This window comes from Paenibacillus sp. NPDC057886 (genome assembly GCF_042796655.1).
GTDB lineage: Bacteria > Bacillota > Bacilli > Paenibacillales > Paenibacillaceae > Paenibacillus.
Window position 1 is genome coordinate 412,525 of record NZ_JBHVMZ010000004.1, and the last position, 19,930, is coordinate 432,454.

The following is a 19,930-nucleotide window of genomic DNA, read 5'->3' on the forward strand; positions in this document are numbered from 1 at the left end:
TGCCAGAGGAGGGAACACCGTCTTTATGCCGCCGAATAGCCCTTAATTTAAGGTAGTCAGCTGATTTGCATATTGCAATTTTCCGCTGTTTAATCGACAGGCTTCCATGTTATACAGCGGTTCGGTCAACGTCGGGTCATACTGAAGCGCCTGCGCAAATAGTGAACATGCACCATCAGGGTTCGCAAGCTTGGCCTCGATACAGCCCAGGACATTACATACCAGTCCTTTCAATCTCGGCGAACCGTTCAGATGCATAATCCGCTGCAAGTGTATTCCGGCTTCCTCAGTTTGTTCCAGGTTAAGATGAGCAAGAGCCAGGTAAAAACGAGTCAATGCACTTTCAGGATAGTCGGTCACAACCCTAGAAAATTGCATAATCGCCTGCGGGTACATTTGCAGTTTGAAATATCCCTGACCGCGACTGAAACACTCCAGGTGCAGTTCTGGCAATGCAGTAACAGCTTCCTGTTCAGGTTCGAGTGAAGCGGGTTTATCCAGTTCCCTTTCCCTCACCTGGCTCATTTTTTCTTCAAACATCAGCCACTCATCAATCATCCCGTCACTCATCCGCTTCAGCAAATTCCACTTTTGCAGTAATTCCTGTTTGCTTAGGCCTTCAGCAGAAGGGTAGCGCTTGATAATTTCATCTAACATGTCGTTCATTTCTGCGAAAACATGCTGGAACATCGATGCATCCCCACCCTTGAAAAAATGGATTAGTGCAGTGACCTGTACTCATTTTTTGTAGAATGGGTCGTTTTCATTCCCCTTACCAGTCGATTACATAATCGTCGCATGAACTTCGTGCTTCATCGTTTGCACAGGTTTATTCTGTCCATCCACAAATACAACGGTAGGCTTGTGATTATTTGCCTCTTCTTGAGACATCATCGCATATGAAATGATAATGACGGTATCTCCAGGCTGTACCAGACGAGCTGCTGCTCCATTCAAGCAGATCACTCCACTTCCACGTGGACCTGGAATGACATAGGTTTCCAGACGTGCGCCATTGTTGTTATTTACAATTTGCACTTTCTCATTTTCCATCAGATCAGAGGTTTCCATCAGATCTTCATCAATGGTAATGCTACCCACATAGTTCAGGTTTGCTTCCGTAACGGTTGCCCGGTGAATTTTGGATTTCATTAGTGTTCTAAACATGGGACAGCACCTCCGATTTTTGCAGCCTTATATTGTCAATCAATCTTGTTTTGCCGAATTTTACTGCCAGTGCGATCAACAGATCGTCACGACCATGAACTTTTTCCTGATCAGCAAGTGGATCCAGACTTGGAAAAGCCTGAATCTCAGCATAATCTATCACGGCCATTGGTGAACGTTCAATGTTCTGACGCAATATACCGCGGATATCCGCTGCTGTCATCGCCGTACCTGCATCAACAGCTTCCTGTGCCTCACGCAGTGCCTTGGACAGAACAAGTGCTTCCTCACGCTGTTCTGTGCTGAGGTACACATTGCGGGAACTAAGCGCCAAGCCATCACTTTCACGAACGATTGGACAAGGTACAACCTCAACCGCCATGTTCAAATCGTTAACCATCTGCTGGATCACAGCTACCTGCTGTGCGTCCTTCATGCCAAAAAATGCACGCTGCGGTTGTACAATGTTAAACAGCTTCGAGACGACCGTAGTCACTCCGTCAAAATGCCCTGGACGGGATGCACCGCATAAGCGATCCGTTAAACGAGAAACCGATACGGTCGTTTGTGTAGGCTGTGGATAGATCTCTTCAACAGAGGGAATAAATACGATATCCACCCCTTTTGCTCGTGCAGTTTCCACATCTCTGGCTTCATCCCTAGGATAACTGTCAAAGTCTTCATTCGGACCGAATTGAATTGGATTTACAAATATGCTCAAAACCACGATATCACTTTGTTGTTTGGCCGCCTGCATCAAACTTGCATGGCCTTCATGAAGAAATCCCATTGTAGGCACAAGTCCTACAACAGACTCTCTGGACTGAATCGACTGACGTTTCAAGCTAAGTTCTTGTCTTAATTCTGCGATTGTCCGTATCACTTTCATACGCTCGTCTCCACCTTTCCTTTGCGATGTCCGTACAATTGATCCAGAACGCCGTCAGCAGCGGTAAATACATGCTCTTCTGCCGGGAATGAGCGGTCCTTGACTTCCTTCACATAGGACTCAATGCTATTGCGAATCAATGTACCTACGTCTCCATACGATTTGACAAAGCGTTTTGGCGTGTATGGGGAAGCATACTGAACCACATCGTGGAATACCAGTACCTGACCATCACACCCTCTACCTGCGCCAATACCAATCGTAGGAATAGACAGTTCTTCCGAGATCGCTCTTGCCACTTCTTCAGTGACCAGTTCGAGTACAATGCCGAAAGCTCCGGCTGCTTCAAGCGCCTTGGCTTCGTCCATCAGCCGTTTGGCATCTGCAGCATCCTTGCCCTGAATACGATAACCGCCAATTTGATTCACGGATTGCGGTGTAAGCCCGATATGTCCAAGTACAGGTACACCGGCTTGCACAACCGCTTTTACCGTATCCGCGATTTCGAGACCGCCCTCCATCTTGACCGCTTGTGCATGACCTTCCTGCATTAGGCGACGGACACCTTTAAGCGTCTCGTCTAGGCTGCCATGGTACGTCATGAAGGGCATATCAGCCACGATAAACGTATTTCCCGCACCACGTACTACAGAGCGTGTATGGTACACCATATCGTCGATCGTAACAGGCAAGGTGGAGTTAAAACCCAGTACCACGTTTCCCAGTGAATCACCAACCAGAATAAGATCGATACCTGCTTCCTCGGCCAATTGAGCAGTCGGATAATCGTAAGCTGTAATCATACTAAGCGGCACGCCGTCCTGCTTATATTTTTTCATTTTCACAATATTCAATGCTTGTTTGTTTGCCATTTTCGTCATGGCTCCTCTCATCTTTTCAATTTAAACGCAACAAAAAAAACCTTTTAGTTTCCACTAAAAAGTCCCGAAAAGTCAAAAAAGAGTCACTTGCGATCGTCCCTTCTGTCTCGGTCCTCTTCGGCTCAGAGCAGAATCCAACAACTCACTTTACTACCATTCCTGCCTTGTCACTGCAACATTTTTGAAGCAGAACAAAGCATACTATTGCCGGAGTGCAATTCGGTCTGCATTAGCCGATATCGCCTCACGAACACAGTATACCAAAGTTCTGCCCAAAGTTCACGTCTTATGTTCATTTTAACGGTGTAAATTCGACAAAATTGTTTAATTTACCAATGAAACTTCACCGGAGTATACCGATACACGCTCACCGTTTTTCTTCTCCAAAATCAATGCACCAGAAGGATCAAGGCCTACGGCTGTACCCTCGATGATGCCCTGCGGATTAGCTACCTTAATCTCACGATTTATTGATACGGACAAAGCTTCCCAGAGCGAAGAAATCACACCGAACCCTTCCTTTTGATACAAAAAATACAAACGCTCCAATTCCGAGAGAATGGCCGCTGCAAGTTTGGTTCGGTCTATGGTTTGTCCAGTCTCCATCTTAAGTGAAGTGGCGATTGTTATCAGATCCTCGGGATAATCCTTGGGATCGAAGTTCACATCCACGCCTATACCTGCGATACAGTAGCGTAGTTCGTGGTCTTCAACAGTTGATTCAAGCAGAATCCCGCATACCTTGCGACCATCAATCAAAAGATCATTAGGCCATTTGATCCCGGCATCAGCACCTGTATATGACCGAATCGCACGACACACCGCTACACCCGTTAATAACGTAAGCTGTGGTGTATTTTGCAGTGAAAGCTCCGGACGCATTAGAACACTCATCCAGATGCCTCTTCCAGGTGGTGAGAACCATTTACGTCCAAAGCGGCCTCGTCCACCCGTCTGTTCTTCCGCCAGAACCACTGCCCCTTCGCCCTGCCCCTGTTCAGCCATATGCTGAACATCACCTTGGGTGGACAACGTGGAATTCAGAATGATCGCCTTTCGACCAAACACCTTCGTTTCCAGTGCCAGTTGAAGCGCTGTGGCATCGATACTGTCCGGTTTCGTGACCAAGCGATACCCTTTGCGAGATACGGCCTCAAACTCATAACCCATGTCACGCAGTTTGTTTACATGCTTCCACACGGCCGTTCGGCTAATGGAAAGGTTGCGACTGATCTCTTCACCAGACACAAACTCTCCTTCGGCATTCAGTAACGTATGTAACAGTTCCTCATGCTTTGTCATCTGCAGCCACCCGCTTTACTTCGTTGGTCAGCATGTCATGCTGATTCACTATATTTCCGATCGCAGTCTCTCTTAAAAGATATTTCATCAGTTGTCCCAGCCATGGTCCACCCTTGCGTCCAAGAAGCTGCAGAACGTTTTCACCCGTGATATGCAAATCTTTCAGTTCATGCACCTTCATGGATTGACTCCATGCAGCACCTCTGGATTGTATTGCCACGATCTGTTCTTCGTGCAGAACCTCTTGATCTCGCCAACCTGTTGGGAGCAGTCGTTGAATAATGAGCCAGTCCTCTGTTGCCTGACGTCCGCAAGACAGCACAGTTACGATCCATTCTGATCGCAGTGCCTCTTCATCCTTCTTCTCCTGTACGACAGTCTGGATCAACTGTTCGACCTGGAGAACTCCATTGATGCGGGAACGATCATCATTAGAAAACGTCCATTTTCGAAGTAAAGCATCTGCTTCATCCCTGGTAAAACAGCCTGCAATCAGCATCATGGACCATCGCAATAAAACGTTCTCTTCCATCAATTGTTCCATATTAGACATGAGACCTTTATTGAACCGCTCCCTGTCGATGGGTGCCTTCACATGCTCCAACGCCCGGCTGCGAAACAGCAATTCCAGACCGCGCAGGGGATGGGGACCTGCCATCATTTTCACCATTTCGGTACGGACTCTTTCCATGGCGATATGTTGAAGCAAATCTTTTTGTCCAACTAGCCCCTTCCAGGTGTTGTAGGCAATTTTGAAATCAAATACCGAGGCAAAACGAACACACCGAAGCATCCGCAGCGCATCTTCACCAAAGCGCTCTGCCGCCGATCCCACACATCTGACCCGCCCATCCTGAATATCCGATTGTCCACCAAAAGGATCAACGATATTTCCGTCTCGATCCATAGCGAGAGCATTCATGGTGAAGTCACGCCGCTGCAAATCTTCTTTGACATCCTGCACAAAATGAACGGCAGCGGGTCTTCGATTATCCTTATATTCAGATTCGGTGCGGAATGTCGTAACTTCAAAGTAAAAGCCTCCTGAACGAACAGTTACCGTTCCATGCTGGAGGCCCGTAGGAATACAATCCGGGAACAGTTCCATGACTTGCTCAGGGGAAGCGGACGTGGTGATATCCATATCATCCACGCTACGTTCCAGCAGTTCATCACGCACACAACCACCGACCCAGTAGGCTTCGTACCCTTTTTCATTTAATGTCCGCAGCACCTGTTCACTTTGTCTTGCCATTTCATGATCTACCTGTGTCCATTGAACCACTTACTCTCACCCCATAACTACGTGTTGCTTGGTGTGGCTTACACAGATATATTCCCAAGATGGAACAATCCTATCTGACAATCAGCCACAAACCGGCTTCAGATTCGGAACTTCACGTCCCAGCACCCGGTAGTATATTTGTTCATATTCATGCCGAATAGCATCGTTGCAAAAATCATGGTGTGCCCGTCTCAAGCACGCTTCTCTGAAGTCCGCTGTCAAACGGTCGTCTGTCAACAAACGAATCGTGTTCTCCGCCATTGATTGCGTATCGCCGATTGGAGACAAAAATCCGGTCTTGCCGTGCAGTACCAGTTCAGGGATCCCCCCTGCCAGTGATCCAATGGTAGGTACGCCACATGCCATGGCTTCGAGTGCCACGAGTCCAAAGCTTTCTTTCTCCGAAGGCAGCATAAGCACATCAGCCATCGAAATGACTTGAGCAATATCATCCTGCTTACCTAGGAAATGAACCTTGTCATTCAGTCCAAGCTCATTAATCTTCCATTGAATCTTCGGCAGATCCGGTCCTTCTCCAACAAATAACAGTTTGGCAGGTACTTGCTCCTGTACCTGACGGAACACCTCTACCACATCGTGTGTTCTCTTCACAGGTCGGAAGTTGGAGATATGCATCAGTATTTTTTCGTGAGGTGCTGCGAAGTCTCTACGCAGACTTGCTGCATCACGCGGATAATAAATTCTTTTATCAATAAAGTTATAGGTCAGATCGATTGGACGCCTTATATCCAGCAAATCAACCGTTTCACGAATCAAATCCTGGGATACTGCCGTAACCGCATCACTCTCGTTGATGGCAAGTCGAATTAAATCCTTCAACGACTCATCCTGCGCCAGTACGGTAATATCTGTTCCGTGTAACGTTGTAACCACCTTTAAATCCTCACCAACCATTTGTTTTGCGAGGAAGGCACACACCGCATGTGGTACTGCATAATGTACATGTAGCAGATCCAGCTGCTGTGATTTGGCTACTTGCGCCATTTTCGTGGCCAATGACAGGTCATACGGAGGATAACGGAAGACGTAATAATCGTTGACCTCAACTTCATGATAAAAAATATTTTTCTGGAATGTACCCAGTCTAAACGGGATACTATTGGCAATAAAGTGAACCTGGTGACCCTGTTCGGCAAGCAATTTGCCCAGCTCCGTTGCGACAACGCCAGACCCTCCGAGGGACGGATAACAGGTAATACCAATTTTTAGCTTTTGATCCATCCGGTGGACGCTCCTTTGATCTCCCGCGTGTGCAGGTTGATGTAATGCAACGGAAATGCAATTGATAAATGATTTATACGATCAAGTTCGATCGTTTTATGACTTGGCTGCCTGGCCAAATTGATGAACTACATAAGGTGTAATGCTAGCGAATCCTTCTGCAAATGGAATAAGGCTCCGCTGTCCGAGCAAAGAATCCCGGGCTTTCACACGTTCAATATATCCTTGAGTCAATGGAGTGGCAACTGCGCCTTCTCCCAATTCAAACTGGGAACGATAACTAAGCAATGAATTTTCCTTTTGCTCATAGTGTTCCGTAATATCCACAATCAAATCCGTTGGTCCGATATCGTTAATGAAGTAAAAATACAATTCTTTCACCTGAACTGCGGGCATGTCCGGCTTATAGTTTCTAAGCTTGGCATTAAACACAGCCTCCTGCACCAGCTTGCTGCACATCACATGATCCGGGTGACGATCCCCCCAATATGGCGCAAACACGATTCGAGGGGCATGACGGCGTATCTCGGCAGTCACAGCCTCAATGTATTCAGGAGTAATATACAGCCCCCGATCAGGCAAACCGAGATTGCTTCGACACGAAAGACCGAGGACGCGGGAGGCTTGCTCCGCTTCCTCGGCTCTGCGCTCTACCGTCCCGTTGGAAGACATCTCTGCCCGGGTCAGATCACACACGCCTACTTTCAGTCCTGCAGCAGTATGCTTGGCAATCGTTCCTGCCATCCCAATCTCTGCATCATCCGCGTGTGCACCAAATATGAGAATGTCCAGACTCATTGAGCATCACCCGAATTCAATCCACCCTCAGGCTTGTATTTATGTACAAGCTCTCTCCAGCCAAAATCACCGCGATCGAGCGCTTTAACGAGAATCTCTGCAGTTGCAATATTCGTAGCAAGCGGAATCCCTTGTACATCGCACAGACGCAGCAAAGCGTTAATATCTGGTTCATGAGGCTGTGCCATTAATGGATCACGCAGAAAAATAATCAGATCCATCTCATTTTGTGCAACCAAGGCTCCGATCTGTTGATCTCCGCCCAGTGGACCGGATTCAAACCGATGGATCTGTAATGAGGTTCCTTCCATAATGCGAAGACCTGTTGTACCTGTCGAGTATAGTTGATGGTCTGTAAATACATTTTCGTAGGCTGTCACGAAGTTAACCATCTCTTCTTTTTTGCGATCATGGGCAATAAATGCGATTTTCAACATGACAATCTCCTTTAGTCGATAAAGTTATCAAATCCGTAGATGAGTCCTGTATATTCCATAACCTTCTGTACACCAATCTTAACACCAGGCATATAACCTGCCCGTTCATAGGAGTCATGACGAATTTTCAGGGATTGACCAAAGTCTCCAAATACCACTTCCTGCTGGGCGAATACCCCCGGCAACCGTACGCTATGAATCCGGAATCCATTATAATATCCGCCACGCGATCCTTCGATCGTTTCTTCTTCATTTGGATTGCCCTGACGAAGTTCCTCGCGGTTTGCTGCAATTAGCTCGGCTGTTTTGATTGCTGTACCCGAAGGAGCATCCAGCTTCTGATCCCCGTGATATTCGATGATCTCCACATTCGGCATATGTTTGGCAGCCTGTGCGGCAAATCTCATCATCAGAATAGCACCGATTGAGAAGTTCGGGGCAATCAACCCTCCAATGCCTTTGTCCTGACACTGCTTGTCCAGCTGTTCGATCTGCTCCGGCGTAAAGCCGGTAACACCCATAACAGGTCTGACTCCATGACGGATCGCAATCTCTGTATGCGCGAAGGCATATTGAGGGACTGTGAAGTCCACCATAACCTGTGGTTTAGTCTCTGCAAAAGCCATCTCGATATCATCAGTCAAAAGCACCCCACATTCGGGCAGACCGACAAGTGTTCCAGCATCCGTACCTACTCCGGAGCGGTTGACCGCTGCGGCGAGCTCCAGTTCAGGATCTTGAAGCACCAGTTTCACTACTTCACGGCCCATCCGGCCAGCCGCTCCGATTACGGCAACTCTTATTACTTCACTCATCTTGGCTGCATCTCCTCACTATGTTGGTTCGTTTGGTTGAATCCATTTCAACCGATATCCATCTCGTTATGAAAATGGCATCTTATTGAATAGATTTCATACGCTGCTTAATTTCCTGTAACATTAGATGCAGTTGATCATTCTGCGGGTCCAGCAACAATGCGTCACGAACGGACTGGGTTGCAAGATCGAACTCATTCAGATCGCTGTAAGCAAGAGCAAGCATGATATGCGCTTCCACATATAACGGGTCAAGTTTAACTGCCTGTTTCAGCAGATCGGCCGCCCTCACATATCGTTCATGCGTTCCGTTTCCAGCCTGTTCAAGCAACACCTTGGCCTGAAGGCTTATCTGTTTGGCTTCCAGGGTCTGCAAATGCAAAACATACTCCTCTATCCCCTGTGACAGTTCAACAGCCTTACGGGCATATTCAAGCGCTGGACCCAGGTGTTGACTGCGAGCATGTGTAATGGAACAACGATAATAGAGCTCCGCGTGTTCCGGGTGAGCATCAATGGCAGATTCGAACCAACGAATCGCCTGCTCAAAATCATTTTGCAAAATACAGCGGTAAGCATGCTGCATATACTCTTCCGGTTTCATCATCCAAGCTGTCCCTCCCCCATTGAGGTGATGGTACAGCATATGTAATCTACGCCTAATCGGTGTTTTTTGGCGTCCACCGATTTGCATCGCGTGTGTTAAATTTATGCATGACTTTGTCGTGCGCCTCTGCCAGGTCGATCCCGAGAGAGTTAGCAAAACAAATCGTGATAAATAAAATGTCCCCGAGCTCAAGCTCAATGGAATTATCTGCTTCGGAAGATTTTTTCGGTTTTTCACCGAACTCGTGATTCACTTCCCTTGCAAGCTCTCCCACCTCTTCAGACATACGGGCGAGCATGGCCAGCGGGCTGAAGTATCCTTCTTTGAACTGAGAAATATACAGATCAACCTCACGCTGCATTTCTGCAATGCTTTTCTCCATGAGAACGGATTCTCCTTTTGAAATTGTGTCGTATTTGTTCCTAATATATCAGTTATTTAGATTCACTTCCACCATCAGAAACGACAAATCATTTTTAAAGAATCGATAAACAGGTATACTAAGATGGGAATGATTGCTTTCTCATTCTAATTTGTAAAACGGAGAGGGAACTTATGAGCACTTCCAAAACCTGGGTTCAATTCAAATTGATTCTCCCCATCCTATTGGGTACAGCATTATATGCCTTTGGACTTCTGTACTTCATCATCCCCAACCAGCTCATGGAAGGCGGCGTAACCGGGATTACGGTCCTGCTGAATTATGCGTTCAACATCTCTCCTTCGCTTACAACCTTGGTTGTTAATATTCCACTCTTTCTGGTGGGTCTCAAGATTTTGGGCGGCAGACAGATGATCTATACAGGCGTGGGTATAGGAGCGCTTACAGTGTTTCTGTGGTTATTTGAAAAAATGATTCATCTTGGCTGGATTGAACCGCTGCATACCCAGAATGACCTTTTACTTGCGGCGCTTTACGCTGGAGTTACACTGGGGGCAGGCCTTGGCATCGTATTCCGCTGGGGCGGAACGACAGGCGGCTCTGACATCATTGCCCGCATTCTTAATCGAAAATATGGCTGGAGTATGGGACGTGTACTATTAGGTATCGATTTCATCATTATCGGTATCTCCCTCGTCTACATTCCCAAAGAAAAAATACTGTATACCCTTGTAGCTGTGTTTATCGCCTCTAAAGTGATCGACTTCATTCAGGAAGGAGCCTATTCGGCCCGCGCATTTATGATCATCAGTGATCATGCACCCGAGATTGCAGACTTGATTACCCGTGATATGGACCGCGGCGTAACACTCATTCCAGCCATTGGTGCGTATTCGAAACAGGCTAAGCATGTTGCTTACTGTGTCATCTCCAGGCAGGAATTCAGACGTTTGCAGACCATTGTGCGTTCGGTTGACCCTAGAGCATTTGTTATTATAAGCGACGTCCATGACGTACACGGAGAAGGGTTCAAGGAAAGTTGACCTTTTACTTCCACAAAAAAGAAAACCTCTCTCCCCAAGAGAAGAGCCACGGGATGGCCTTCCTTGTAGATAGAGGTTTTTTGTCATATCCTGATGGCAGAAATGGCTTAACGCCGAAAAGGAAAAATGCCTTGCTGCTGTGCCCGATATTTACGGTAACCTGCATAACTTAGCGCTGCTATGATTATGGAAGTAATAAGCAATCCGGCTGCCCTGCGATTGGGCCCCTGAACAAACGGTACGAAGGCACTTTCGTCCTTTTCCCGACCAAACAACTGGTTCACCAACTCTTCACCATGGGCTACCATACTTTTCAATTGTGCGATGTCAGTCTGCTTGGCCGCAGTCAGACCCTTGGTATGAGACAACCAGGCGTCCAGCTGGGCGATCTCGTAAGGTTCACGGCGGATCATCGCCGCAGGCCGGATCGTCTCGTAATGCTCCTCCAGCAAGGCGTAGCGGCTTGCTATTATCGCCGTGCTTAACTGCTGATCTGCCGCGGTTGACAGCGCATCAATATCATTTTTTACGATTTTATAATACTGGAGCCATAGAGGTTTGGCCGGGTTGGCGAGACTGTCTGCCGCAAGTCGAAGTTTGGCAGAGGCCTGCTGGAGAGACGCATCATCACTTTTCACCCTGACCGCAGCTTCTTTCACTTCAACAATGGTCTCGGATAGGGCATGAATGCCTTCTACTGTCGTCTGACCCTCAAAGGATATATGCTCCAGACCTTTACTGATTCGCAAAATACTGCCTCTAACCTCTTCGATATCATTCTCCAAGGCATGCCGGTACAGCAGGGCCGCTTCTTCATTTAATTGCTCAATTGAATTTTTGACGGATACTTGCTGATCTGTATTTCCGTTCGCACCTGTACTTTCCGCTGATACGCTGTATGACAAGTTCGTCCAGAACAGTAGAGTCATGAACGACACCACCATAAATCCAGTTTTGATCCTGAACGTTCTCTTCATGGACATCCCTCCCACCATCAATGTATGGCAGGGGAGAGTCCCTTAGAACAAGCTTACATTATGAAATCAGGCCCGTTTGGCCTGTCTCAAAGCAAGCCACGCACAGAGAATGCTCACTAGCGTCAGCCCAACGGTGAAATTGCGTACACCATCCAGATGGTCCATCAGCGATGCGGGCAGCCAAGGGAAGATGTCATAGGTATAATCCATCGTATCGTTTAACAGCGTCCACAAGGCAGCGATCACCAGAGCACCCCAACGGAACCCAAAGAACCTCACATACAACAGAGCCTCAATAGCCATGGCGCTATGCGACGCAATTAACATCCAATCCTGCCAGTTCTGTGCGCCACCCTGCATCCAGCCTGCAAAAATGATGGAGACTGCCCAAACGCCGTATTTTACCGAAGTAACCACAGCAAGCGCCTGTATCACATGTCCAATCCGATTCAGAAGCATCGATTTCGGCTTGTACAAAATCCACAACAAGGATAGTGTAAAAAACAGACTCGCTGTCGGACTGTCCGGCACAAACACAATTTGCCACAGTGGTTGCTGTGCCAGCGTATACTCCAATTGATCCCCGTACCATATGTATCCATATACTGTTCCTAATGCGTTACACCAAAAAAGAAGCCACAGGAAATAACGGTTCGTTAGAAATTCCCGGCTCCAAAAGTACGATAAATCCACATGCTCTGCCCCTTCCATCATATGTATTCTGTGTATTCTGCGTTCCCAAGATAGGTGTAGCGAAAAACGCCTCAAAAAAACCTGACCGCATAAACGATCAGGTTTCATTGCTTATTTCGATTTTACTGTTCTGCCTTCTGTTTCGCAAGCCATTCTGCCAGGTGATTGATGTCATCATCCGTCAGTCCTTGAGCTATGGCCTTGTCGTACATCGGAGGCATGCCATTATATCCTTCTTTGATAATTGTCAGGATTTCTTCCTGGCTGTGTTTGTCACCCACACCCCGAAGTGCAGGTACAGAGCCCGAACCCTTCATATCTGCCGCATGACATCCGATACATCCGGCCTTTTTGTATGATTCCATTGCAGCGTCATCCTTCTCGACGATCGCCACTTCTTCTTTTTGACCTGGCGCATTGGAGGTAGGCAGACCCTGTAGATGTTTCTCCAGCGCTTCTTCCTCACGCTGAATATGTTCCGGCTTCTGGCCGCTTGCTTCCAACTCATGCTCGTAGTGTGTCCACGCAACATTAGTCAGGTAGAAAACGGACATCACCGATAGAATCATGAGCGATGATGCAATCGGACGTTTGTAGAAACGCCGCTCCTTGCCTGTATCCAGAAAAGGAGCGAGTAACAAAGCGCCGAAAGCAACTCCACTGACTCCAAGTACCCCGAGCAGGACATAATCACCTGAGGCATATGGGTATTTCAAATACTGATACAGAAAAAGGAAGTACCAGTCCGGCATCGGGATAACCGATGCACTTGGATTGGCCGGATAGCCCAGTGGTGCAGGTTCCGAAATCGTTAATACCAGAATACCAACCAGTACAACAACACCAACCATCCATTCCTTCAGCAAGAAGTTAGGAATAAAAGCCTCTGATTTGCCGGGATACGCCGTGTAATCCGGTGGAGTTATAAACCCCGCTCCTTTACGGACGCGTGAGTCCCCGACGAAGATAATCTTTTCCTGGTCATCTGACTTGTGCCCGTGAGCCATGTCGATTCCTCCCTTCTCAGATTATAGTGGTCCCGAAATGCCCTGTCTGCGGATCATAATAAAGTGACCGACCAGAAGCACCAGAAGCACAGCCGGAAGGAAGAAGACGTGCAGGGCAAAGAACCGTGTTAACGTCTGTGCACCTACAATAGTTCCGCCTTGCAGGAATTCCTTAATGATCGGCCCCAGCCAAGGAACCGTATTCGCAATCTCCAGAGTAACCTTGGTTGCAAAGTAGGCTTTGTTATCCCATGGCAACAGGTACCCGGTAAGCCCCAGACCCAGCATGACAAAAAAGATCAGCATGCCGACAACCCAGTTCATCTCGCGTGGTGCTTTGTAAGAGCCGGTAAAGAACACACGCATCGTATGTAAGAACATCATAACGATAACCAAGCTGGCTCCCCAATGGTGCATCCCGCGTACAATTTGGCCGAAGGCTACTTTGGTCTGCAAATACTCGACACTGGCGTAAGCATTAATAATATCAGGCACATAATACATGGTCAGGAACATCCCTGACAAAATTTGAATAACAGTGATAAAGAACGTCAATCCACCAAAGCAGTACACGAATGCGGAAAAGTGATGAGCCGGGTTTACGTGCTCTGGAACTTCATGATCCGCAACGTCCCTCCAAATTGGCGTGATATCGAGACGCTCGTCAATCCAGTCATAGACATTTTTAAACATCTGCGTTCACGCCTCCTATTTGACTCGGGTGTTCGGAACAATGTCGCCCAGATAAACCCAACCCTGATCTTCCTTAACCACATACTCATCCAGCGGCTTCGGGGCTACGGCAAGATTCTTGCCTTCTTTGTTATAATGCGCGCCATGGCACGGACAATGATATTCGTCGGGATACTGCTTATCACTGTTCCAACCTACGGTACATCCCAAATGTTTACAAATGGGTGAAAGCGCATAGATTTTGCCCTGTTCATCTTTTCTGATCCAGGCGATTAACGAAGCATTGCTCAAATACCAACCATCTTGCTGTTTCACTTCAAACGTAAATTCTTGAGGTTCATTCGTAATTTTGCTGATTTCCGCTACTTTGACAGAGGTGCCTTCTCCCTTGTGTTGCAAAATCGGGTCCACCGCAAAACGGACCATGGGGAGTATTGCACCGGCGGCCATGTAGGCTGTAGCTCCACCAAGCGTGTACGTCAAAAACTGCCTGCGTGACATTTCCAAGCGGCTTGGCAATTTCATCGAAGCTTCGTGCTGGTCATGCTCACTGCTCATACTGTCTCCAACCCCCTTTTTCAGCCAACTCTCTCAATCGTTTTCATTATCAGAAATTCCACGACTTACTAGAACATACATAATCATATAGTAGCCCTAGAACACCGTCAAGAATTTGTCACACATTTTTAAGGTTCATTTGTAAGCGTTATTAAAAAAGTGTTGGTAAATTGTCACATTTGTCACAGGTAGGTCATCTTTTCCATAACTCACGGATTTTTTCCCCGACAAAACGCGAAATCCCCTCTTCCCCCACCTCTTGAATTAAAACAGAACGACTTAATACTAAATCTGCAGAAGTAATTTGGGTCTGTTCCAATACGCCATCAGATGACATTATAACCACATATTTGAAACCGGAAGATTTGAGCTGTTCGGATAAGGTATTTAATGCCATTGACATATCCGGACACGCATAATGGAATGCAGGGTAAGTCATGATACGTCCTTTAAAAGGAATCTCCACCAGATCCAAAAAATCTCTAAGCCGCTCCAACGCCTCAGTTGCTTCAACCGGGGACTGCTTGCCCGTCAGGGCTGTATATGGAATAAGGCATGTATCCAGATAGAGTTGCAGTTCCGCCCAGCTGTCTTGAGTCATCTCACTGAATTTCAATTCCCTAATTCCCCTCTCTATCCATTTTATTCCCATATTATATATGAGCGTATATTATAAATCCAGAGATTCATACTTTTCCCGTGTAAGTCTGATGAAGAACACAAAAAAAGAAATGCGTGTTTCACGCATTTCCTGTCTTATATATTTTTACATGCTCATCAGTTTATGGCCTTCAGTTCATCCGTCAGATTCCGGAAAGCTACTTCGTCTCCGGTAGCCAATGCCTTATCGATTTCCATATACAGCTTCTCGCTGCGCTGTTTACGAAGCGCGTCGTCCCACACCATCTCAGCAGCCAGCCCCAACATGACTTCATACGTAACTTTCATTTTATCCAATAGGATGCACCTCCAAAACGGATTTAAGAGCTCCTGTACTCCTTTCCTTTGGCAACATAACCTAGTGTAGTTCTCGACATCCGCTCAAGATCTGCATCAGTCAACTCACGTATCACTTTGGCTGGTGTGCCCAAAGCAAGGGTATAGGGCGGAATTTTAGTATTTTCAGTGACAACAGAACCGGCCCCGATCAGCGTATATTCACCAATTTCGGCTCCGTTGAGAAGGATAGCGCCCATACCAATCAGCGAACCTGTTCCGATACGACATCCATGGATAATCGCAGAATGCCCTACCGACACATCGTCGTCCAAAATCAAAGGTTGATCCGTGTTGACATGTCCAACAGTATTATCCTGTATATTACAGCGCCGTCCAATCACAATGGGTGCCAGATCGGCGCGCAGCACAGCATTGAACCAGATCGTAGATTCTTCACCCATTGTCAGATCACCTATAAGTTTGGAGCCTTCAGCCATATATACCGAAGGGTGTAACTGTGGTTGCATACCTTTGTATGGAATTATCATAAGTATCACTCCTTAATTTGGGAGTGATTTTAGCAACTTGTCCTTCACTTGTCAAACATAACGGGGGTAATATCCCCTGACAGCGAGCGACAAGATGACGCAAGGCGTGAACCCCATGCTGTCATTTGTACTGTTCGCCCATCTGCATGTTCTCCAATGCGAAGCATGCCCAGATGCAGCATCATTTTGAGTATCCTGTTGTCATAAATCGTCTCTGCAGTGTCATAATAGAACGGCTGAATGTAAGGACCAATCTGGCGGAACAAAGACTCGGCTGTGGACCAGCCAGCTGCACATTCCCCTGTCCAGTACACAATGGAGGACAGGTTGGGAATAGCACCTTTATAAAGTCTTAACCAAAACCGAAATAGCTGTATCATCTCGGCTGTTTTCTCCGCACCCAGCTTGTCTTCACCGGAAGGTGACAATTTCAGCGTGCCTTGCTCCTCGCGGACCAGACGATGATGAAAAGCGTAGTCATAGATGAACGCAAATCGGTCGGGGTAGTCTTTGAATGAACGACCATAACCGAATCTCCATCCCGCTTTACCCACCAGGGCCTCACTCACATGCAAATGCTCCATGATCTGTTGCTGAGAACGACGATACATCATGCCTTCTGCGTTTAGTGCTATTTCATGCTGCTGGACAAATTGCAGAAACAGTTTCAGATCATCAGCGAGTAGATGGTATTCATCCCTATAAACGGGAGGCTCGCTCGTCTGTGCAATGCCTGCCTTCAGGTGAGTGGATAACACATCCCGAAATCTCATTTGCAAATCCTTAGGTACCTGATACAGGTATCTGGTCTGCTGAGTTGTGCCATTGAACAACCATCCACTCTTCGTGAAGCGAACGATAAGATCACGTGGATTAGCTCCAGCCTCGCTATCTTTTTTATCCATCGACTGACGAGCAATGGCGACAAGTTCCTCCATACCGAAGTATTGGCGGGCATCAAACAGCAAATTGTTCAAAAATCGCAGATCTACTTGATTTAGTTCGCGAACTTGCTGCTCAAAAAAAGGTCTGCTGCCCAATGTAGTGAGAATACTCTGGATGAGTTCATGTTTGGAATTGGGCTTACACTCGCACTGGTAATAGTCTGCTATTCGATTAAGCTGGCCGATATCGGCAAAAGTAAGCATATCCGCTAGATTCATGGGTCCATCGCCTCGCCCTTGACTACTTTTTGGCTGTTGATTCGGGGCCTGGAGTAGTTTGGTTTTGTAAACATCGTTGACGGAATTCCTATGATCTAAACCTCTTTTTTGCAAATCTTTTATGTTTTAACCATACTATGCCTGAAGTTGCCTGCTCAGAAGAAGAATGAGAGGTTCAAAATCATATAGAATGACAGTTATAAATTACTATAACGCAAAAAAAACAACCCGAGTCAATTACTCAGGTTGTTTCGCCAGATCCAATGAAAGGTGTCGTGTACAGTTATAAAGCAATGGACTCCAATCGTCACGTTCCTTCTCCAGAATCGTAAGCGACAGGTTTCCAATTCGTTCCGTATAGCGGTCTTTATACAAAGCTGACAGCAGATTGGCTAGAAAAGCGCCATGGGAGACAATCAGCACATTTTGGTCCTGATGAGCCTCCCATAAATCCTCCAGAAAGCCCAAAGCACGTGTCTGAATATCAGCAATCTGTTCCTGGCCCAAATCCAGCGTCTCCCATGAAACGCCCCAGCGAGCAACACGCTCTTCGGATGTCAGACCTTCAATTTGACCAAAGGCACGCTCCTTCAAGCGTGCATCCGGCTCCAGCAAAGGAACATTCAATAGCCCGGAGATAATCTCTCCCGTCTCCTGAGCCCTGGACAGCCCGCTCGTAATGATGTGGTCCCAGCGATACTCTTCGGTAAGCAAACGTCTACCCAGACGCTCCGCTTGCTCACGACCTTCCGCATTCAGAGGTATGTCTGTCTGTCCCTGAATACGTCCTGCCGCATTCCAGTCGGTTAGACCATGACGAATAAGCCCAATCCGCATCTCATCCCTCATTTCTCTATACGGTGAACGAAAGCTTTACCTAAGCACGTGCACCTTGTTTGCGTTTGTTAGTTGTACGATGCATCCGTCCAAGAGAGAACAGAGCCATACCTATTGCAAGCAACGACAACGCCATCCAGTACTGAGGATACGCTGGGCCCATGCTCACAACGAAGGGCTCAATAATACTCCCTCTGTCCGCTCCTGTCATGTTGTACTTGTACAATCCGGAGGAAGAAGGCTCACTGCCCGCTACCCCTGTCTCCAAAATACCCGTAGAGACCACGCTGGTCTGCTCAGCTTCTGATACGTCTGGCTTAAACATCGCCATGTACAGAAAGCTGCATAAAAAAATTGCCAGGAACGCAGCAATCCACAAAGACATATGCTTGCGGATCACAGCAGAGAAACGATTAACCTTTGCCTCTTCCGGCAATAGCCATGGAGACTCCGCGTAGATCCGGTCCATAACATTACGGTTCACTCTCTCTGCCTGCTGTTCTGTCACTGGAACCGGTATGCTGTGCAGCAGAATTTGAGCTTCTTCCCAAATCTCAAATTGCTGCGAGCAATCTTCACAACCAGCGAGATGAGCATGAAATGCAATCCGCTGAGGATGAGCTTCCGGCAAGTCCCAGACCAGTGCAAACAGTTCCTGGGCTTCATTGCAATTCATCGGTTCTTCATCCCTTCATATGGCTCGTAGACCGGTTCGAAGAAATAAGGTTCCAATTGAGTTTTTACGCTTGACCTTGCTCTGAACAATAACGATTTCACAGAACTGACGCTCTGCCCAAGAATATTTGCAATCTCCTGGTAGTCTAGTTGATCATACTCACGGAGTATAATGGCAGAACGCTGCTTCTCCGGTAAATTGTTAATTGCATCCCTAACCAGCATCACCCGCTCACTGCGCAATACAGCATGCTCTGGCGCATTCTCAGAAGGAGCAACAGGTACAATACCGCTCTCTTCAAGTGGAACACTCCCACTACGCTGTTTGCGAAGCTCACTCAGTACCGTATTTCTCGCAATGGTATATAACCAGGTTGAGAATGAGGCATCCACCTCTCGGAATGAGTGCAGACTGCGGAACGCCTTATAGAAAGTCTCAGAACAGAGATCTTCCGCAAGCAGCTCCATATTAGAACTTTTCAACATATGATATACGAAAGCCAGTATTTTACGCTGATAACGACTCATCAGCTCGGAATATAACTCTAGGTTACCTTCCTTGATCTCTCGAATCAACTGGGAATCCGTCATTTGAGTGCGACCCCTCCTCGCCCATCCATGTGCTTCTCCCCGTTCGACTCTATCCATGTATTACCGAACAGGCACAAAAAAGTTGCGGTTTTCACCGCATAAAACAGCGTTCAGCGCCAAAACAGGCCTTCCCGCCAAATTCCCCTATGTAATGGCAATTTCCCCAACGTTTCTACATTAACAGTATTTATTGTACAACGGTCTACATCATCCTGGCAAATCCATGGCTTCCATTGAAGCCCGACCAGTCATTATTATGCGGCCATTTTCTCGTCCATGACTTCAATTTGATCCCTTTTGTGAAGCCACTCTTATATTGGACGAACGAAAGCCTCAAAAAGTTTGTGTGAATAAAGAATTAATTTAAAATTTCAGAAGAATTTCGTTACACCATATTTTTC

25 protein-coding genes are annotated in these 19,930 nt (G+C 47.0%); 1 reads left to right on the plus strand and 24 read right to left on the minus strand.

Annotated features, from left to right (window positions below):
- Positions 1 to 42: 42 nt before the first annotated feature.
- The 12 genes from ACFVQB_RS16060 to ACFVQB_RS16115 form a co-directional block, all read right to left on the minus strand.
- Complete coding sequence (locus tag ACFVQB_RS16060) at positions 43 to 690, minus strand: tetratricopeptide repeat protein (RefSeq protein WP_379440923.1); 648 nt, start codon at positions 688 to 690, stop codon at positions 43 to 45.
- A 93-nt stretch (positions 691 to 783) separates the two neighbouring features.
- Positions 784 to 1,167, minus strand: coding sequence for an aspartate 1-decarboxylase (gene panD / locus ACFVQB_RS16065; RefSeq protein ID WP_024630626.1), 384 nt, complete (start codon positions 1,165 to 1,167; stop codon positions 784 to 786).
- Positions 1,160 to 2,056 carry a pantoate--beta-alanine ligase gene (panC, locus tag ACFVQB_RS16070; protein ID WP_379440924.1) on the minus strand — a complete coding sequence of 299 codons (897 nt, stop codon included), beginning with the start codon at positions 2,054 to 2,056 and terminating at the stop codon, positions 1,160 to 1,162. Before panC ends, panD begins: the two co-directional genes overlap by 8 nt.
- Positions 2,053 to 2,928: a 3-methyl-2-oxobutanoate hydroxymethyltransferase gene (gene panB / locus ACFVQB_RS16075; RefSeq protein WP_379440925.1), complete on the minus strand. Its 876-nt coding sequence runs from the start codon at positions 2,926 to 2,928 to the stop codon at positions 2,053 to 2,055. The genes panC and panB overlap by 4 nt, the downstream gene beginning before the upstream one ends.
- Positions 2,929 to 3,261: 333 nt before the next feature.
- On the minus strand, positions 3,262 to 4,239 hold the full coding sequence (locus ACFVQB_RS16080) for a biotin--[acetyl-CoA-carboxylase] ligase (protein ID WP_379440926.1): 978 nt from the start codon (positions 4,237 to 4,239) through the stop codon (positions 3,262 to 3,264).
- Positions 4,226 to 5,524, minus strand: a complete 1,299-nt coding sequence (locus tag ACFVQB_RS16085) for a CCA tRNA nucleotidyltransferase (protein WP_379440927.1) — start codon at positions 5,522 to 5,524, stop codon at positions 4,226 to 4,228. The genes ACFVQB_RS16080 and ACFVQB_RS16085 overlap by 14 nt, the downstream gene beginning before the upstream one ends.
- Before the next feature lie 81 nt (positions 5,525 to 5,605).
- The gene (gene bshA, locus ACFVQB_RS16090; protein WP_379440928.1) at positions 5,606 to 6,766 is read right to left on the minus strand and encodes an N-acetyl-alpha-D-glucosaminyl L-malate synthase BshA; all 1,161 of its coding nucleotides are present in this window, start codon (positions 6,764 to 6,766) and stop codon (positions 5,606 to 5,608) included.
- 96 nt (positions 6,767 to 6,862) lie between these two features.
- On the minus strand, positions 6,863 to 7,564 hold the full coding sequence (bshB1, locus tag ACFVQB_RS16095; protein ID WP_379440929.1) for a bacillithiol biosynthesis deacetylase BshB1: 702 nt from the start codon (positions 7,562 to 7,564) through the stop codon (positions 6,863 to 6,865).
- Positions 7,561 to 8,001 (minus strand): methylglyoxal synthase, encoded by a 441-nt coding sequence (mgsA, locus tag ACFVQB_RS16100; protein ID WP_024630633.1) that lies wholly within the window; start codon positions 7,999 to 8,001, stop codon positions 7,561 to 7,563. Before mgsA ends, bshB1 begins: the two co-directional genes overlap by 4 nt.
- An 11-nt stretch (positions 8,002 to 8,012) precedes the next feature.
- Positions 8,013 to 8,816: a 4-hydroxy-tetrahydrodipicolinate reductase gene (gene dapB / locus ACFVQB_RS16105; RefSeq protein ID WP_379440930.1), complete on the minus strand. Its 804-nt coding sequence runs from the start codon at positions 8,814 to 8,816 to the stop codon at positions 8,013 to 8,015.
- 82 nt (positions 8,817 to 8,898) lie between these two features.
- Entirely contained in the window at positions 8,899 to 9,423 is a 525-nt protein-coding gene (locus tag ACFVQB_RS16110; protein ID WP_379440931.1) for a tetratricopeptide repeat protein, read from the minus strand.
- Between the two features lie 52 nt (positions 9,424 to 9,475).
- Positions 9,476 to 9,805: a nucleotide pyrophosphohydrolase gene (locus tag ACFVQB_RS16115; protein ID WP_024630636.1), complete on the minus strand. Its 330-nt coding sequence runs from the start codon at positions 9,803 to 9,805 to the stop codon at positions 9,476 to 9,478.
- A gap of 173 nt (positions 9,806 to 9,978) precedes the next feature.
- Between ACFVQB_RS16115 and ACFVQB_RS16120 the strand changes: the two genes are divergently transcribed.
- A complete protein-coding gene (locus ACFVQB_RS16120; protein ID WP_063566789.1) occupies positions 9,979 to 10,848 on the plus strand; it encodes a YitT family protein in 870 nt (289 codons plus the stop codon).
- 107 nt (positions 10,849 to 10,955) lie between these two features.
- Here the strand turns inward: ACFVQB_RS16120 and ACFVQB_RS16125 are convergent, their stop codons facing one another.
- From ACFVQB_RS16125 to ACFVQB_RS16180, 12 genes are all read right to left on the minus strand, one after another.
- The gene (locus tag ACFVQB_RS16125; RefSeq protein WP_379440932.1) at positions 10,956 to 11,825 is read right to left on the minus strand and encodes a sporulation protein YpjB; all 870 of its coding nucleotides are present in this window, start codon (positions 11,823 to 11,825) and stop codon (positions 10,956 to 10,958) included.
- A 66-nt stretch (positions 11,826 to 11,891) separates the two neighbouring features.
- The gene (locus ACFVQB_RS16130; RefSeq protein ID WP_379440933.1) at positions 11,892 to 12,518 is read right to left on the minus strand and encodes a DUF1405 domain-containing protein; all 627 of its coding nucleotides are present in this window, start codon (positions 12,516 to 12,518) and stop codon (positions 11,892 to 11,894) included.
- Positions 12,519 to 12,640: 122 nt separating this feature from the next.
- Positions 12,641 to 13,525: a c-type cytochrome gene (locus ACFVQB_RS16135; RefSeq protein ID WP_379440934.1), complete on the minus strand. Its 885-nt coding sequence runs from the start codon at positions 13,523 to 13,525 to the stop codon at positions 12,641 to 12,643.
- Positions 13,526 to 13,546: 21 nt separating this feature from the next.
- Positions 13,547 to 14,218: a menaquinol-cytochrome c reductase cytochrome b subunit gene (gene qcrB / locus ACFVQB_RS16140; protein WP_017687726.1), complete on the minus strand. Its 672-nt coding sequence runs from the start codon at positions 14,216 to 14,218 to the stop codon at positions 13,547 to 13,549.
- 15 nt (positions 14,219 to 14,233) lie between these two features.
- A complete protein-coding gene (locus ACFVQB_RS16145) occupies positions 14,234 to 14,776 on the minus strand; it encodes a QcrA and Rieske domain-containing protein (RefSeq protein ID WP_379440935.1) in 543 nt (180 codons plus the stop codon).
- Positions 14,777 to 14,969: 193 nt separating this feature from the next.
- Positions 14,970 to 15,392 carry a DUF2487 family protein gene (locus ACFVQB_RS16150; RefSeq protein WP_379440936.1) on the minus strand — a complete coding sequence of 141 codons (423 nt, stop codon included), beginning with the start codon at positions 15,390 to 15,392 and terminating at the stop codon, positions 14,970 to 14,972.
- A gap of 161 nt (positions 15,393 to 15,553) precedes the next feature.
- Entirely contained in the window at positions 15,554 to 15,733 is a 180-nt protein-coding gene (locus ACFVQB_RS16155) for an IDEAL domain-containing protein (protein ID WP_024630643.1), read from the minus strand.
- A gap of 23 nt (positions 15,734 to 15,756) precedes the next feature.
- The gene (locus ACFVQB_RS16160) at positions 15,757 to 16,263 is read right to left on the minus strand and encodes a gamma carbonic anhydrase family protein (protein WP_379440937.1); all 507 of its coding nucleotides are present in this window, start codon (positions 16,261 to 16,263) and stop codon (positions 15,757 to 15,759) included.
- A gap of 44 nt (positions 16,264 to 16,307) precedes the next feature.
- A complete protein-coding gene (locus tag ACFVQB_RS16165) occupies positions 16,308 to 17,426 on the minus strand; it encodes a hypothetical protein (protein ID WP_379440938.1) in 1,119 nt (372 codons plus the stop codon).
- 237 nt (positions 17,427 to 17,663) lie between these two features.
- A complete protein-coding gene (locus tag ACFVQB_RS16170) occupies positions 17,664 to 18,263 on the minus strand; it encodes a histidine phosphatase family protein (RefSeq protein ID WP_379440939.1) in 600 nt (199 codons plus the stop codon).
- Between the two features lie 40 nt (positions 18,264 to 18,303).
- Positions 18,304 to 18,939, minus strand: coding sequence for an anti-sigma factor family protein (locus tag ACFVQB_RS16175; RefSeq protein WP_379440940.1), 636 nt, complete (start codon positions 18,937 to 18,939; stop codon positions 18,304 to 18,306).
- Complete coding sequence (locus ACFVQB_RS16180; protein WP_053780698.1) at positions 18,936 to 19,529, minus strand: RNA polymerase sigma factor; 594 nt, start codon at positions 19,527 to 19,529, stop codon at positions 18,936 to 18,938. The genes ACFVQB_RS16175 and ACFVQB_RS16180 overlap by 4 nt, the downstream gene beginning before the upstream one ends.
- Between the last annotated feature and the right edge of the window lie 401 nt (positions 19,530 to 19,930).

Bases quoted from the DNA above. Each gene is read 5' to 3' on its own strand.
- ACFVQB_RS16060 (WP_379440923.1), bottom strand. From the start codon at position 690: ATGTTCCAGCATGTTTTCGCAGAAATGAACGACATGTTAGATGAAATT.
- panD (WP_024630626.1), bottom strand. From the start codon at position 1,167: ATGTTTAGAACACTAATGAAATCCAAAATTCACCGGGCAACCGTTACG.
- panC (WP_379440924.1), bottom strand. From the start codon at position 2,056: ATGAAAGTGATACGGACAATCGCAGAATTAAGACAAGAACTTAGCTTG.
- panB (WP_379440925.1), bottom strand. From the start codon at position 2,928: ATGGCAAACAAACAAGCATTGAATATTGTGAAAATGAAAAAATATAAG.
- ACFVQB_RS16080 (WP_379440926.1), bottom strand. From the start codon at position 4,239: ATGACAAAGCATGAGGAACTGTTACATACGTTACTGAATGCCGAAGGA.
- bshA (WP_379440928.1), bottom strand. From the start codon at position 6,766: ATGGATCAAAAGCTAAAAATTGGTATTACCTGTTATCCGTCCCTCGGA.
- bshB1 (WP_379440929.1), bottom strand. From the start codon at position 7,564: ATGAGTCTGGACATTCTCATATTTGGTGCACACGCGGATGATGCAGAG.
- mgsA (WP_024630633.1), bottom strand. From the start codon at position 8,001: ATGTTGAAAATCGCATTTATTGCCCATGATCGCAAAAAAGAAGAGATG.
- dapB (WP_379440930.1), bottom strand. From the start codon at position 8,816: ATGAGTGAAGTAATAAGAGTTGCCGTAATCGGAGCGGCTGGCCGGATG.
- ACFVQB_RS16110 (WP_379440931.1), bottom strand. From the start codon at position 9,423: ATGATGAAACCGGAAGAGTATATGCAGCATGCTTACCGCTGTATTTTG.
- ACFVQB_RS16115 (WP_024630636.1), bottom strand. From the start codon at position 9,805: ATGGAGAAAAGCATTGCAGAAATGCAGCGTGAGGTTGATCTGTATATT.
- ACFVQB_RS16120 (WP_063566789.1), top strand. From the start codon at position 9,979: ATGAGCACTTCCAAAACCTGGGTTCAATTCAAATTGATTCTCCCCATC.
- ACFVQB_RS16125 (WP_379440932.1), bottom strand. From the start codon at position 11,825: ATGAAGAGAACGTTCAGGATCAAAACTGGATTTATGGTGGTGTCGTTC.
- ACFVQB_RS16135 (WP_379440934.1), bottom strand. From the start codon at position 13,525: ATGGCTCACGGGCACAAGTCAGATGACCAGGAAAAGATTATCTTCGTC.
- qcrB (WP_017687726.1), bottom strand. From the start codon at position 14,218: ATGTTTAAAAATGTCTATGACTGGATTGACGAGCGTCTCGATATCACG.
- ACFVQB_RS16145 (WP_379440935.1), bottom strand. From the start codon at position 14,776: ATGAGCAGTGAGCATGACCAGCACGAAGCTTCGATGAAATTGCCAAGC.
- ACFVQB_RS16160 (WP_379440937.1), bottom strand. From the start codon at position 16,263: ATGATAATTCCATACAAAGGTATGCAACCACAGTTACACCCTTCGGTA.
- ACFVQB_RS16165 (WP_379440938.1), bottom strand. From the start codon at position 17,426: ATGAATCTAGCGGATATGCTTACTTTTGCCGATATCGGCCAGCTTAAT.
- ACFVQB_RS16170 (WP_379440939.1), bottom strand. From the start codon at position 18,263: ATGCGGATTGGGCTTATTCGTCATGGTCTAACCGACTGGAATGCGGCA.
- ACFVQB_RS16175 (WP_379440940.1), bottom strand. From the start codon at position 18,939: ATGAATTGCAATGAAGCCCAGGAACTGTTTGCACTGGTCTGGGACTTG.
- ACFVQB_RS16180 (WP_053780698.1), bottom strand. From the start codon at position 19,529: ATGACGGATTCCCAGTTGATTCGAGAGATCAAGGAAGGTAACCTAGAG.